The 14,002-nt window shown below is 44.8% G+C and carries 14 protein-coding genes and 1 pseudogene; 12 read left to right on the top strand and 3 right to left on the bottom strand.

The genetic code is table 11. The features are described from left to right. Positions 1 to 129: 129 nt before the first annotated feature. Complete coding sequence (locus MK370_RS08925; RefSeq protein ID WP_268684984.1) at positions 130 to 1,056, bottom strand: alpha/beta hydrolase family protein; 927 nt, start codon at positions 1,054 to 1,056, stop codon at positions 130 to 132. Between the two features lie 288 nt (positions 1,057 to 1,344). Between MK370_RS08925 and MK370_RS08920 the strand changes: the two genes are divergently transcribed. From MK370_RS08920 to MK370_RS08905, 4 genes are all read left to right on the top strand, one after another. Further along, entirely contained in the window at positions 1,345 to 1,758 is a 414-nt protein-coding gene (locus tag MK370_RS08920; protein WP_268684983.1) for a YjdF family protein, read from the top strand. Positions 1,759 to 1,946: 188 nt separating this feature from the next. Then, entirely contained in the window at positions 1,947 to 2,168 is a 222-nt protein-coding gene (locus MK370_RS08915; protein ID WP_268684982.1) for a DUF4649 family protein, read from the top strand. Positions 2,169 to 2,186: 18 nt separating this feature from the next. After that, the gene (trxA, locus tag MK370_RS08910) at positions 2,187 to 2,501 is read left to right on the top strand and encodes a thioredoxin (RefSeq protein WP_268684981.1); all 315 of its coding nucleotides are present in this window, start codon (positions 2,187 to 2,189) and stop codon (positions 2,499 to 2,501) included. A gap of 155 nt (positions 2,502 to 2,656) precedes the next feature. Further along, positions 2,657 to 3,067 carry a hypothetical protein gene (locus tag MK370_RS08905; protein WP_268684980.1) on the top strand — a complete coding sequence of 137 codons (411 nt, stop codon included), beginning with the start codon at positions 2,657 to 2,659 and terminating at the stop codon, positions 3,065 to 3,067. Positions 3,068 to 3,119: 52 nt separating this feature from the next. Here MK370_RS08905 and pepF read toward each other — a convergent pair whose 3' ends face one another. After that, positions 3,120 to 4,916 (bottom strand): oligoendopeptidase F, encoded by a 1,797-nt coding sequence (gene pepF / locus MK370_RS08900; RefSeq protein WP_268684979.1) that lies wholly within the window; start codon positions 4,914 to 4,916, stop codon positions 3,120 to 3,122. Between the two features lie 115 nt (positions 4,917 to 5,031). Beyond that, complete coding sequence (locus MK370_RS08895; RefSeq protein ID WP_268684978.1) at positions 5,032 to 6,393, bottom strand: MFS transporter; 1,362 nt, start codon at positions 6,391 to 6,393, stop codon at positions 5,032 to 5,034. 478 nt (positions 6,394 to 6,871) lie between these two features. Here MK370_RS08895 and pnp point away from each other — a divergent pair, with 478 nt between their 5' ends. The 8 genes and pseudogenes from pnp to MK370_RS08855 all read left to right on the top strand — a co-directional run bounded on the left by pnp (position 6,872) and on the right by MK370_RS08855 (position 13,958). After that, entirely contained in the window at positions 6,872 to 9,073 is a 2,202-nt protein-coding gene (gene pnp / locus MK370_RS08890) for a polyribonucleotide nucleotidyltransferase (protein ID WP_268684977.1), read from the top strand. Positions 9,074 to 9,164: 91 nt separating this feature from the next. After that, on the top strand, positions 9,165 to 9,782 hold the full coding sequence (gene cysE / locus MK370_RS08885) for a serine O-acetyltransferase (RefSeq protein ID WP_002899011.1): 618 nt from the start codon (positions 9,165 to 9,167) through the stop codon (positions 9,780 to 9,782). A gap of 30 nt (positions 9,783 to 9,812) precedes the next feature. Further along, positions 9,813 to 10,031: a YdeI/OmpD-associated family protein gene (locus MK370_RS08880; protein WP_268684976.1), complete on the top strand. Its 219-nt coding sequence runs from the start codon at positions 9,813 to 9,815 to the stop codon at positions 10,029 to 10,031. A 13-nt stretch (positions 10,032 to 10,044) separates the two neighbouring features. Next, positions 10,045 to 10,808, top strand: a pseudogene (locus MK370_RS08875) (nucleoside phosphorylase). Between the two features lie 8 nt (positions 10,809 to 10,816). After that, positions 10,817 to 11,338 (top strand): dihydrofolate reductase family protein, encoded by a 522-nt coding sequence (locus MK370_RS08870; protein WP_000301974.1) that lies wholly within the window; start codon positions 10,817 to 10,819, stop codon positions 11,336 to 11,338. Between the two features lie 17 nt (positions 11,339 to 11,355). Next, positions 11,356 to 12,699 carry a cysteine--tRNA ligase gene (cysS, locus tag MK370_RS08865; protein WP_268684975.1) on the top strand — a complete coding sequence of 448 codons (1,344 nt, stop codon included), beginning with the start codon at positions 11,356 to 11,358 and terminating at the stop codon, positions 12,697 to 12,699. Continuing rightward, positions 12,692 to 13,096 carry a Mini-ribonuclease 3 gene (locus MK370_RS08860; protein WP_268684974.1) on the top strand — a complete coding sequence of 135 codons (405 nt, stop codon included), beginning with the start codon at positions 12,692 to 12,694 and terminating at the stop codon, positions 13,094 to 13,096. Before cysS ends, MK370_RS08860 begins: the two co-directional genes overlap by 8 nt. Continuing rightward, positions 13,083 to 13,958 carry a helix-turn-helix domain-containing protein gene (locus tag MK370_RS08855; RefSeq protein ID WP_268684973.1) on the top strand — a complete coding sequence of 292 codons (876 nt, stop codon included), beginning with the start codon at positions 13,083 to 13,085 and terminating at the stop codon, positions 13,956 to 13,958. Before MK370_RS08860 ends, MK370_RS08855 begins: the two co-directional genes overlap by 14 nt. Positions 13,959 to 14,002: the final 44 nt, after the last annotated feature.

The raw sequence follows: 14,002 nt of genomic DNA, 5'->3' as shown, positions 1-14,002 counted from the left end.
CCGAGCACAAATCACCCCCTCTGGATTCAGAGGGCTTTTCCTTAGTCATGATTCTAACTCAGTCAGACTCTTTTTGTTGTCCAAAAAAGCCCTTCTATTATTTTAGAAGAACTTTTTCTATCAGCAAATTTACTCTTTCAGGAATTTTTGGATGGCAGGAGCGGCAGTGATAGCAAATCTTTCGTCGATGCGATGCTCCCCACCTTCCACAGTGACCAGCTTTGCATTTGGAATAATCTGACTCGCTTCGACCGCATACTGGTAGGGCACGACTGAATCATCAGTGCCGTGGATAATGAGGGTCTGAGCCGTGATTTTGGCCTGCTCTGCTTGGATGTCAATGTTTAAGGCATCGATCAGATAAATCTTGCCCAGAGTAGTATTGTGGTGTGTCAGGCTGTTTGGAAGTTGATCGAAGTCAGGGCTCCCTAGCTCATGATAAGTCTCCTTGGCAACGTCAAAAAGAACGAAAGCTGGAAAGATAAGCATGAGTTTATGCACGCGGTCCGGATAAGCAGCAGCATAGAGACTGGCAACGACACCGCCTTGGCTGGCACCGAATAAACTCATTTTGCTCTTATCTACAAAGGCCTCAGAACGAAGCTTTTCCATGACTTGAGTCAAGTCTGTGAGTTCGGTCTTGACTGACATATTCAGCATATCTTGTCCACCGCTTTTCGATTGGCGGCTGCCACCGTAGAAATCAAAGCTGTAAACCAGATAACCTTGCTTTGCCAGCAGCTGGCTGTACATTTCATATTGCTCAAGGGTGTTGTTGAATCCATGTGCGATAACAATAGTCGGCAATTTTTTACTCTTGTAGTCACGAGGAGCAGTAATCTTTCCGTAGAGTTGCTTGTCATCGTATGAAACACTGTACTCTTCAGACACGATATCTTCTGTTGGAGTTGGCTGCTTGTCGCTCTTCTCGCTAGAAGCTGTCTGTGTGATTTCTGGCGTAGAAGGGGTAGGATTCGGTTCGATCTGGGAGTGCCAGAAGAAAAGACCTAGTCCAGCCAAGCACAAGGCTGCTAAGAAAGCCCAAATATACTTCATAGTTCTCTCCTTTCAGTATTTGTAGTATTATAGCGGAAATGAATGTATTTTACAAGAAGAGAGCTTTCTTGTTTTTTGATTTTTCTACCTTTCATACAAGAAAATCCAATTCAGTCATCTAAGCGAGATTCCGATAACCTTGAGTTTTTTAGAAAATCTTGCTAAACTGTAGCTACTAAGATAAAAACACAGTTCTGGTTGGTAGTCCAGACGCAAAAAATCCATTTTTTGTCAGTAACCTTCCTCCTTGGTTGTCCATTCTTAGGGATTTTTAAAGGAGGTGCTGTCATGGATAAGATTTCAATGACGCTGACAGTTTATTTTGAAGAGGGATTTTGGCACGGTCTTTTCGAGCAGGAATATGCTCAATCGTATAGAGTTTGCCGAGTCACCTTTGGTGCAGAGCCTAGTACGCAGGAATTGTTGGATTTTCTAAACCGTTATTATCATCGGTTGAAGTTTAGTCCTAGCATCAGGGTGAAGGAGAAGACTAAGTCAGTCAGTCCTAAACGCCTGCAGAGACAGGCTAAAAAGGAGCAGATGGCTTCACGGTCTTCAAAGTCTCAGGAAGCGCTGAAGTTGCAGTTTGAAGAGCAAAAGAAAATTGCTCGAGTCAAGCGCAAGCAGCAGAAAGAACTGGCTAAGAAAAGGAAATTCGAACTCAAACAGCAAAAACGGTTGGATAAGCACAAGGGGCATTGAGCCTGGTTTTTCTTATTTATATGGGAAAGTCTTCCGATGGGAGGCTTTTTTGTTTGTTAGGAAATTGGTGAGTTGGTTGAAAAGTGAATTGATTTCTCCAAGTCGTTTTATTTGACAGATGTAACAAAAGGGATTACAATATAATCATAAAATAAAAATTACAAGAGTAGTTTTGAAAAGGAGAAGTTATGATTGAAATCACATATTTGGATGCTGTCAAGCAGGAGCGGAAGATGACTTTTGAGTCTTATCAGGAGTTTGAGCAGTCTCAGCAGGCCTGCTTGATTGGAGTGGCAGATTATTACTCAGTTAAAAAGTTGACCTATAAAGGCCATGATTTGAACTACCAGGGTACTTACGGTGATGTCTTCTTTTTCCTGATGAAGCAGGATTTGACAAAGTTTGACTAAGAATAAAGGAGAAAAATAATGGTAAAAGCAATCACAGATGCAACATTTGAGCAAGAAACGAAAGACGGCTTGGTGCTGATTGATTTTTGGGCGACTTGGTGCGGACCTTGTCGGATGCAAGGGCCAATCCTTGACAAACTGTCTGAAGAGTTATCAGAAGATGAGCTCAAGATTGTCAAGATGGATGTGGATGAAAATCCAGCTACAGCACGCGCCTTTGGCATCATGTCTATCCCGACCTTGATCTTTAAAAAAGACGGTCAGGTCGTCAAGCAGTTAGCGGGTGTCCATACAGCCCAGCAGATTAAAGCCATTGTGGCAGACTTGGGATAAAGTAAGATTACGGTTATATAGGCCTGTTTTAAAATGAGATTGCTCTTGTTTTGGAGCAGTCTTTTTTATTGCGATTGTAACAATAAGGAGTCAATTTAAAAAATTTGTTCGAAAATTCACTTTTTAAGGTATAATAAGTAGAAGTATTTTTTTCAATGGGTCTCGTTAGGGAGCCGGGTTATTTAAAACATGATGGGAATGAAGTAATGTTAATGATTGAGTTTCTAAAACATCTTTTATTTGTCTTTATGATTTTTACACCATTCATCGCTCCAGCAGTTTTGTGTTTCTTTGTAGGGTGGATGATTCCTAGAGAGCAGATCACGCAAAAAAGAATCATACTAGTATTAGCCTTGTTGATTCCAATTTTGCTCTTGATTTCCTATTGTGCTCCTCAGATTTTAGGACTGGTTTTTTGGAGTCTGATTTGGTTTTTCATCGGGCTGCTGCGAATGAAGAATTATACTAAATCACAGTACTGGACAAGATGGCTTATATTTATCGCTTGTTTTAGTGCCTATATTTTACTTTATTTCCACTTTTTTGGGTCTCTTTATTTTTATTAAACTGTTTAAAAATCAGCTTGAAGCAAATCTTCAAGCTGATTTTGTTTATTCTTTATTGCCCTAACTCCTCGCTGTAAGCAATAATCTGATCAACTGTGTCTGACAAGAACTGAATGGTGTCGCGGAGTGGTTTATCTGTCGAAATATCTGCTCCGATAATCATGGCTGACTCAAGCGGAGTTTTGCTGCCGCCAGATTTGAGCAGTTCAAGCCAGTCACGGGCACCATTTTCGTCATTTTTCAAATGTAGGTAGCCGGCGGTAGAGATGACCAAGCCTGCGGAGTAAGTATAGCTGTAAAGTCCCATGTAGTAGTGGGCTTGGCGCATCCAAGTCAGGGCAGCATTGTCGTCGATTTCAACGGCATCGCCCCAGAAGTCCGTCAAGACTTCTTTCATGATAGCGTTGAGTTTGCTTGCACCGAAGGTTCCGCCTTCTTCAATCAAAGTATAGACCTTGCGTTGGAAGGCAGCTTCCAGCAAGTGAGTGATGAAGTTGTGGAAGTAGGTATCCGTCAGACGGTGAGCCAGGGCAAAGCGTTTCTGGCGAGGATTATTAAACTGGCCTTCCAGATAATCACTGAGCAGGAGCTCATTAAAGGTAGACGGTGCTTCCACATAGTAGGTGGACATGTGGGCGTTAAAGTAGCTCTGGTGATTGTCAGAGAAGATAAACTGACCAGAGTGGCCGATCTCGTGAATCAGAGTATATACATCGCTCATGCGACCAGTCCAGCTCATGAGAACGTAAGGGTGGACCCGATAAGGATCAGCAGCATAGCCTCCAGAGTCCTTTCCGGCATTGGCCGCAAAGTCGACCCAGCGTTCTTCCTTGTAGCGGGCAACTTCTTGACAATACTCTTGTCCGAGTGGCTCGACTGACTTCATGACGAGGTCATAGGCATCATCAATGCTGACTTCGGGATTGAGCTCGCTGTCCAAGTCCAGCTTCCAGTCGGCAAAGGTCATTTTTTCAAGTCCATTTACCTTAGCGACATGCTTGAGGTATTTCTGAGCTACTGGGGCAAATTCGTTCATAATTAAGTCAATCTGCCGGTCAAACATAGAGCGATCTACTTCTTGCTCTGCCAGTAAGTAGTCAAAGACAGAGTCATAGCCCTTCATGTCAGCCAGCAATTTTTCAGACTTGACTTGGGCCAGATAGGCAGCTGCAGCAGTGTTTTGGTGCTGACGAAGGCCTTCAGAGAAAGAGCGGAAAGCTTTTTCGCGGATTTCTGCATTTTCATGGTTTTGATAGAAATTCTCATAGGTGACAAAGCTATTTTTGTAAACTTTGCCGTCTACTTCAAAGTCAGCCATGGCAAAGTCACCGGCCCGCATCTTGGTGTAAATATCCTGTGGACTGTAAAAGACTTCGCCTAGATTGGTCAAGGCTTTTTCGACATCCGCTCCCAGATAGTGGGCTTTTTTGATTTTAGCTTGGCGAATGGCTGAGGTCAAATGGGGCTCTTGGCCTAGTTTTTCCAAGACAGCCTCGTCTGCACCGACCAGGGCATCATCAAAGAAGCTGAGTGCGACATTGGCCTCGGTCTCAAACTCCATGGCTGCTTGGGCAATCTGCGCAAAGCTCTCATCACCAAAGTCAGTGGTCTGTGGCATAAAGCCGTAGTTGCCAATGTGGCTGATTTGGATATAAATCTGCTCTAACTCAGCAAAAGCCTGCTCAAAATCTTCGAAAGTGCTAAGCTTGCCTTGGTAATCACGGACGAATTTCTGGATATCCTCTCTGGCCTTTTCGATGGCTCGCAGGAAGTCCTCTTGGTCTTGGTAAAGGGCCGTTAGGTCCCAGAGTTCATTTTCCGGAAAATCAGAACGATGTTTTTGTTCCATAGTCTACTCCTTTTGTCGTATATAGAAATAGTATAGCAAAAAATCCCGCAAAATGTCTTTGGGAGAGAAAGATAAGTCAGTATTTTTTAGATGTTTATCAGGTCAAGGATAAAAGTCAAAGTTCCTTTGTGGCAATCTTTTTAAAAAGCAGTAGATAAGATAAGAATACGAAGATAACCAAGCCTAATAAAAGAGTGAAGACGTTTTGAGTTCCTTTTGTCATATTGGGAGCTTGATTGGCGATGACAGTTGTGACTGCAGTACCTATAGCGCCCGCAAAGGTCTGGGCCAGTTGAAACAGCGCGGTCGTATCTGCAGTTTTTCCTTTATCAACTTGAGTCGTGGCTAGAGCAAGTGTGTTATTGAAGGCCATGTTTCGCCCCAAGGTAAAGCAAATATAAATCGCAATAACAGCTGTTAAGGTGAGTTCTTTTGTGAAGATAAGGAGCAAGAATACAGCAAGGAAAAGAAGAGAATTTCCTGTAAAAAGGGTTGGTTTAGGGCCTTTTCTATCATAGAGTTTGCCAAAGAGAGGAGAAAGAAAGGCTCCGATCATGGTTCCTGGAAGCAGTGAAAAGCCTGCCTGAGCTGTTGAAATGTCTTTTTCTATGACCAGGAAGTTGGGAATCAGAAAATTAGCCGATAGGTTTATAAATTGAAAAATAAAGAAGGGTAAAATAGCCAATAAGACCGTTGGTTGCTTTAAAATCCGAATATCTAAGAATGGATGATCGATTTTCAAGCTCCGATAGATAAAGCAAGCTAGTGGAAGTAGGTAGAGAACAAGATAGAGCCAATTAATATGTCCTTCTTCTAAGCTAGAGATGGCTACAATGGCAAAGACGAGTGAGCTTGCTAAGAGGAGAAATGAGAGAAGATCAAAGGCTCGTTTCCTAGACTTCTCGGAATTTCTTAAAAAGAAAAAGCCAAGAATAAAGGAAATGATTGGGATAGGAAGAATAAAGGTATAAATCATATGCCAGTCAAAACGACTAATCATAAAACCACCGTAAGTCGGCCCAATTGCTGGTGCTAGGCTGACCACCATCCCAGATAAGCCCATGTAGGTTCCGATTTTTTGCTTAGGAACACGCTCAACAATTAAGTTAAAGAGCAAAGGAATGGCTAATCCAGTAGCGCCTCCTTGCAGGATTCTCCCTATCATCAAGATGGGAAAGCTTGAAGCCAACATGGCAATCAGTGTGCCCAAGCAAAAGTTGGCCAAAGCAGTAAAGAGGATGGTTCTCTCTTTCCAATTGTGGGCTAAGGTTGCTCCTAAAGTAATTGTAATAGCCACTGCTAGTAAATACCCTGTCGTAATCCATTGCAGCGTTCCCAATCCTAACCCAAAGACCTTACTTAGATGCGGGAAGGTTACATTCATACTGGTTTCAGATAAGATGCCTGCAAAGCTGACTAAGGCTGTCGCAAGGAGCGAGAAAAAATCTTTCTTTTCAACTGTTTGATGTTCTGGCACGATTGTCTCCTTTACATGTTTGAAATGAGTCATTGTATTTATTATAAAGCAAGAAGTTCTCTTTGAAAAGTGAATAGTGGCTATACCTCCATCCTATTTGACGAATCGAAAGGGAAAAACGAACTCTGACAGCCAACTATAATCAGCTATAGAAAAGAAAAATAGATTTTCAGTACTTTTATAGAAAAAAGCCATTTCCAGTCTTTTTCTTTTGCCTGAAATTGTGGTAAAATAAGGTCTGTACGTGCTTGATACAAAGATGAGGATATAATAAGCTACTAAGGCCATGATTTTAAAGTCACAGTGCTAACTAAACACGTCCTAGGCTTTTTGTAAAAAAAGATAAATCTATCTAGGAGCAGTCGCTCCGTCGTTTGCTTTCCTATTTTTCTTAGAGTTGCTTAACGGTCTTAGTATCTTGATCTTTGTAGCCAAGGCGTATTAAAAAATTTGAGCATATGCTCGGCAAGGAGTCTTTATGACAAAACAAGTTTTTAAAACCGTTTTTGCAGGTCGTGAGCTGGTAGTTGAAACAGGTCAGGTTGCAAAGCAGGCAAATGGCAGCGCCGTTGTTCGATATGGAGAAAGTACAGTTTTAACTGCGGCAACCATGTCCAAAAAGATGGCTACGGGAGACTTTTTCCCATTGCAGGTCAACTATGAGGAAAAAATGTATGCGGCTGGGAAATATCCTGGTGGCTTTAACAAGCGCGAAGGCCGTCCGTCAACAGATGCGACTTTGACTGCCCGCTTGATTGACCGCCCAATTCGTCCTATGTTTGCGGAAGGCTTCCGCAATGAAGTTCAGGTTATCAATACAGTTCTTTCTTATGACGAAGATGCTTCGCCTCAAATGGCTGCTATGTTCGGTAGCTCTCTGGCTCTTTCTATCTCAGATATTCCTTTTAACGGCCCTATCGCAGGAGTTCAGGTCGGCTATGTAGATGGTGAATTTATCATCAACCCTAGCAAGGAACAAAAAGAAGTTTCACTTTTGGAACTGACAGTGGCTGGCACTAAAGATGCCATCAACATGGTAGAATCCGGAGCTAAGGAACTGTCTGAAGATATCATGCTGGAAGCTCTTCTCAAAGGGCACGAAGCGGTCAAAGAATTAATTGCCTTCCAAGAAGAAATTGTCGCAGCAGTCGGCAAGGAAAAAGCAGAAGTAGAATTGCTGCATGTTGATGAAGAGTTGCAGGCAGAGATTGTCGCAGCCTACAACAGCGACTTGCAAAAGGCTGTTCAGGTAGAAGAAAAGCTGGCGCGTGAAGCCGCAACTCAGGCCGTCAAAGACCAAGTCACAGCAGTTTATGAAGAGAAATACGCGGACCACGAAGAATTCGACCGTATCATGCGTGATGTGGCTGAAATCTTGGAGCAAATGGAGCACGCGGAAGTGCGTCGTTTGATTACAGAAGATAAGGTCCGTCCTGACGGTCGTAAGGTTGATGAAATCCGTCCGCTGGATGCGGAAGTGGATTACCTGCCACGCGTGCATGGTTCTGGTCTCTTTACTCGCGGGCAAACCCAAGCCTTGTCTGTCCTGACCTTGGCACCAATGGGCGAAACGCAAATTGTGGACGGTTTGGATCCAGAATACAAGAAACGCTTCATGCACCACTATAATTTCCCGCAATACTCCGTCGGTGAGACAGGTCGTTATGGGGCTCCTGGCCGTCGTGAAATTGGTCACGGTGCTCTTGGGGAGCGTGCTTTGGAGCAAGTCTTGCCTAGCTTGGAAGAGTTTCCTTACGCTATCCGTCTGGTAGCAGAAGTATTGGAGTCAAACGGTTCTTCCTCTCAAGCCTCTATCTGTGCGGGCACTCTGGCTCTGATGGCTGGTGGTGTGCCGATTAAGGCACCGGTTGCCGGAATTGCGATGGGCTTGATTTCAGATGGCAGCAACTATACGGTTCTGACGGACATTCAAGGTTTGGAAGACCATTTTGGTGACATGGACTTTAAGGTGGCTGGTACTCGCGAAGGGATTACCGCCCTGCAGATGGATATCAAGATTGAAGGAATTACAGCGGAAATCCTGACAGAAGCTCTTGCTCAGGCTAAGAAAGCCCGCTTTGAAATTTTGGACTTGATTGAATCGACGATTCCGGCTCCACGTCCTGAGTTGGCTCCAACTGCTCCGAAAATCGACACTATCAAGATTGATGTGGACAAGATTAAGATTGTCATCGGTAAAGGTGGGGAAACCATCGACAAGATTATCGCTGAGACCGGTGTTAAGATTGATATTGATGAAGAAGGAAATGTATCCATCTACTCCAGCGACCAAGATGCAATCAATCGTGCTAAGGAAATCATTGCTGGCTTGGTCCGCGAAGCAAAAGTGGATGAAGTTTACCATGCCAAGGTTGTTCGGATTGAGAAATTCGGTGCTTTTGTCAATCTCTTTGACAAGACAGATGCACTGGTTCACATCTCAGAGTTAGCTTGGACTCGGACCAACAATGTCGAAGATGTCGTACAAATCGGTGATGAAGTGGATGTCAAGGTGATCAAGATTGATGCCAAAGGCCGGGTAGATGCTTCCATGAAAGTATTGCTGCCGCGTCCACCAAAGTCTGATAAGCCAAAACATCATCATGACAAGGGGCACCATCCGCGCAAGGAGCACAAAGGTCACAAAGACCATCAAGAAAGTCCTAAAACAGAAGAATAAGAGGTCGCTTATCCCTGTAGACCTCATCAAAAATCGGCAGAGGCGAGCCTAGTTTTCGTCTCTCCTTGTTTAGAGAAGGAAGGAGGCTAGTATGGGTTGGTGGAAGGAATCCATTGATATTGTAAAAGAAAATGACCCGGCGGCACGAACGTCGCTGGAAGTCTTGCTAACCTATCCGGGCATTAAAGCTTTGGCGGCCCACCGCCTCTCGCATTTTTTATGGCGGCACGGCTTCAAGCTGTTAGCGCGCATGCACAGTCAATTCTGGCGTTTTTGGACCCAGATTGAGATTCATCCTGGCGCTCAGATTGAGTCGGGTGTCTTCATTGACCATGGCAGTGGCCTGGTGATTGGTGAAACAGCCATTGTGGAGAAGGGAGCCATGCTTTACCACGGTGTGACCCTAGGCGGGACGGGCAAGGATACAGGTAAACGCCATCCGACCGTGCGTCGAGGTGCCTTGGTCTCTGCCCATGCTCAAGTCATTGGACCAATTGAGATTGGCGAGAAAGCCAAGGTTGGAGCTGGTGCAGTTGTAGTGGCGGATGTTCCAAGTGATGTGACAGTTGTTGGTGTACCAGCTAAGATTGTCCGTGTTCACGGTGAGAAAGACGAGCCAACCATTCACGAGGTAGAGGAGAAACGGGAATACTATCTAGACAAGCTAGAGCATGCTCGTGAAGCCAGCCACCATTCATCAAGTCTTTAGAAAAGGTTGGCAAGGTTATCTAAGTAAAATATGACAGGAGGAACCGACATGTCAGATTTATCAGATGCTATTTTGAACCAGGTAATCCTCGAGCTGAAAGAAGGCTTAGACGGTCCCGCCAAGGAGCGCTTTACCAAACTACCGCCTAGCCACCAGCGCGAATGGGCTCGCTATATCAGTGAAGCCAAAAAAGATGAGACCAAGCTGCGCCGCATAGAAAAGATGAAGGTGGATTTGCTGAAGCCTTAAAGAAAGAGAACTTATGCTATTAGAGGAATTTGAAGATGTAGCTGGAGTTATTGAGCCAACAGATAGGCAGATTATTGATAAGGGTGAAGTGTGTGAAACCATCATCCTATCCTTTAACGGCGAAATTCTGAAACGTTTGATTGAGTCAGAAGAAGTCTATCCAGGAGGCTATTTGAAAAGCATAAATGGGCAGCATCCATGGTATATTTACCGCCAAGGTCCTAGCAATCTAGCAGTTATGTTGGCTCCGATTGGAGCTCCCATGATAGTCGGCCAGCTGGAGGAGTTGGCAGCCAGAGGCTTCAAGAATTTCATCATTTTAGGTTCCTGTGGCGTTTTGGATCACTCAATTGAGGCGGATAAAATCATCCTGCCTGCGGCCGCATTGCGAGATGAAGGGACTAGCTATCACTATGCCCCACCGGGTGATGAAGTCGCCTATAACGAGTCTCTGCTGGTCGAGCTGGAAGCTATCTTTGACAAGCACGATATCGAGCATATCCGTACTAAGTCTTGGACGACTGATGCCTTTTATCGGGAAACGCCTGATAAGGTCAAGCGTCGCTTGTCTGCTGGAGCCAAAGTGGTGGACATGGAAGCTTCAGCTATCATGGCTTGGAGTCAATTTCGCAAGAGTAAAGTCTATCAGTTCTTCTACACAGCTGACTATGTGGATCATCATAACCGAATCTGGGATGCCCGCCATGAAGAGCGGACAGCTGTGCCATGACTTTTTTCACTATCGCTTTGACAATAGCAAAGGAACTAGAAAGGTAACTACAAGAATGGCAGTATATTTTTACGGCTGTATCACCATGGATGGCTACTTGGCAGACAGCCAGCACAGGATAGACTGGCTGCATCAGCTTGGTTCTGTAGAGGATACAGGCTATGATGACTTTTACAGGCAAATGGATATCACCATCATGGGCAAGCGGACCTTTGAGGAAATCCAAGATTTGCAAGATGTAGAAAGTTTTTATCAAGCTACGGAAAATTATGTCTTTACGCATGATAGGCACCTGCCTGTTAGCAATTACCAGCCAGTAGCTGGGGATGTGGTGGACTTTGTTCACCAGATTGACAAAGGCAAAAATGTCTTTGTGATTGGTGGTAATTCCTTGGTAGGACCGCTCTTGGATGCGGATCTTTTCGACCACCTCATTATTCAGATAGCGCCCCTTATCCTAGGAAAGGGGGTTCCCCTCTTTACCCAAGAGGAAGGGCAGCGCTTTTACCAACTGGATAGCCTCAGACAATTTGGGCCTTTTGCAGAGCTGGTTTTCAGCCGAAAAAGTCAGAAATAGAGAAGGGAGTGGACCGCATGATTAAAATTTACAATACCATGACCCGCAGCCTACGTGAATTTGTGCCCATTGAAGAGGGCAAGGTTCGCATGTATGTCTGCGGTCCGACGGTTTATAACTATATCCATGTCGGCAATGCCCGCTCAACAGTAGCTTTTGACACGGTTCGTCGCTATTTTGAGTATCGGGGCTTTGAGGTCAACTATATTTCCAATTTTACAGATGTAGATGATAAAATTATCAATCGGGCCAAGGAAGAAGGCATCACGCCTCAAGAAGTGGCTGACAAGTATATCGCTGCCTTTCGTGAGGATGTGACGGCTTTGGGTGTCAAGCCTGCGACCCGCCATCCACGCGTGATTGACTTTATGGCTGATATCATCCGTTTTGTTGAGGACTTGGTTGACAAAGGCTACGCCTATGAGTCAGAGGGCGATGTCTACTTCCGCGTCGAAAAGTCTCACAATTATGCCAAACTAGCCAACAAAACTTTGGCAGACTTGGAGTTGGGTGCTTCTGGTCGGACAGATGAGGAGACTGCTCGTAAGGAAAATCCAGTGGACTTTGCTCTCTGGAAGGCGGCTAAGCTGGGTGAGATTTCTTGGGACAGTCCTTGGGGAGCAGGTCGCCCAGGCTGGCACATCGAGTGTTCGGTCATGTCGACGGAGATCTTGGGTGATACTATTGATATCCACGGCGGAGGAGCAGACTTAGAATTTCCTCACCACACCAATGAAATCGCTCAGTCAGAGGCCAAGACTGGTCAGATTTTTGCCAACTATTGGATGCACAATGGCTTTGTCAACATTGATGACGTCAAGATGTCTAAATCTCTAGGCAATTTTATCACTGTTCACGATGCCCTCAAGACCATTGATGGTCAGGTGCTGCGTTTCTTCTTTGCTACCCAGCATTATCGTAAGCCTATTAATTTCACGGAAAAAGCTGTTCATGATGCAGCGACTAATCTCAAGTATTTGAAGAATACCTATGAGCAGCCTTTCACCGGTCAGGCAGACTCTGCTCAGCTTCAGGCCTTTCTGGATAAGTTCACCGCCGCTATGGACGAAGATTTCAATGCAGCCAACGGCATCACGGTTGTCTTCGAGCTAGCCAAGTGGATCAACTCTGGCAACTACACAGCTCAAGTCAAGGAAGCCTTTGCCAAGCTCTTAGAAGTTTTTGGCATCGTCTTTGTAGAAGAAGTCTTGGAAGCGGACATTGAGCGCTTGATTGAGGAACGCCAAGAAGCGCGTGCTAATCGAGACTTTGCAACTGCCGACCGTATTCGGGATGAATTGGCTGCTCAGGGCATCAAGCTTTTGGATACAAAGGACGGAGTGAGGTGGACCCGTGACTGATGTCAACCTGATTAACGGCATTGCCCTCGCCTTTGAGGGAGATGCTGTCTACTCCATGTATATCCGGAGGCACCTGATTTTTCAAGGTCTGACCAAGCCCAATCAGCTGCACAGGGAAGCGACCAAGTACGTTTCTGCCAAGGCTCAGGCTAATCTCATCTCTCTCATGCTAGAAGAAGGGATTCTGACGGAAAAGGAAGAGGATATCTACAAGCGCGGCCGCAATGCTAATAGTCACACCAAGGCTAAGAATACAGACATCGTCACCTACCGGATGTCGACTGGCTTTGAGGCAGTCATGGGCTACCTGCATATGACCGAAGCTATTGAGCGACTGGAAGAGCTGATTGACTGGTGCATTCGGCAGGTGGAGGAAGCTACTCATGAAAACAAATGAACTGCTAGCTTTGTTTCCAAAAGCTAGCCTCGAAAAGAAACCAAGTCAAGAGAGTCAGAAAATCTCACTGCCAATTGACCAGCAACATTGGTTAGTTTTAGCAGCTGAAGACCTGACTGATCGAGAACAGCATCTGCTTGCTCTTTTGACGGAAAAAGAGTCGGTTTTTTCACAAAATCCTTGGTATAGATATTTAGTGGCCCACTCCGAAGAAGAGTTGTCGCACGACTCCAAAGCTATACAGTTTATACATTGTCATCTTTTTCATTATGAGACGGAGTCTATTTCGGCCTGGCTGGACATGATGCGAACTCTTTTGACCAATAAAGTCGCTTATTTTCAGACCAGCCCGCAAGACTATGTCTTTATTCTTAATCAGGGGCAAGAATTGGCTGTTAAAGATTTGCTGAGAGATGTCTTGTCAGCTGTCGAATATGACTTCAACTTGCGCTTGGCTGTTTTGATTGGTCAAGTATGGCCCAAGGGGACAAAAGAACAATTGCCAGAGCTATACCAAGCGGAAAGTAGCCTCTTTGCTCAGTGGCTGAACCAATACCATCAATCTCTTGTCTTGCCTTTCTCCCAGCTTTTTTTATGGGGCTTGGGCGAGTCAAAAGAGTCGCTCCTTCCCTTGAAGAGAAAATTGCACCAGCTTATAGATGGTCAGGAACAGTTAGCTGAGATTATACTAGCCTTGTGGGAAAATGGAGCAGTGGTGACCAAAGCCGCTCAGCAGCTTTATATTCACCGCAATACCCTCCAATACCGCTTGGATAAGTGGGAAGAGCTGACTGGCTTGCAGTTGAAAGAATTGACGGATTTATCACTTTGCTATCATATTATTTTAAAAGACCTATTTTGATGTTTTGTGCAGACTGCACAAAACATTTTTTAAATTTTAGGCAG

This window comes from Streptococcus sanguinis, assembly GCF_026781265.1.
GTDB classification, from domain to species: Bacteria; Bacillota; Bacilli; order Lactobacillales; family Streptococcaceae; genus Streptococcus; species Streptococcus sanguinis_T.
This window is presented reverse-complemented; position numbering and strand designations above follow the sequence as displayed.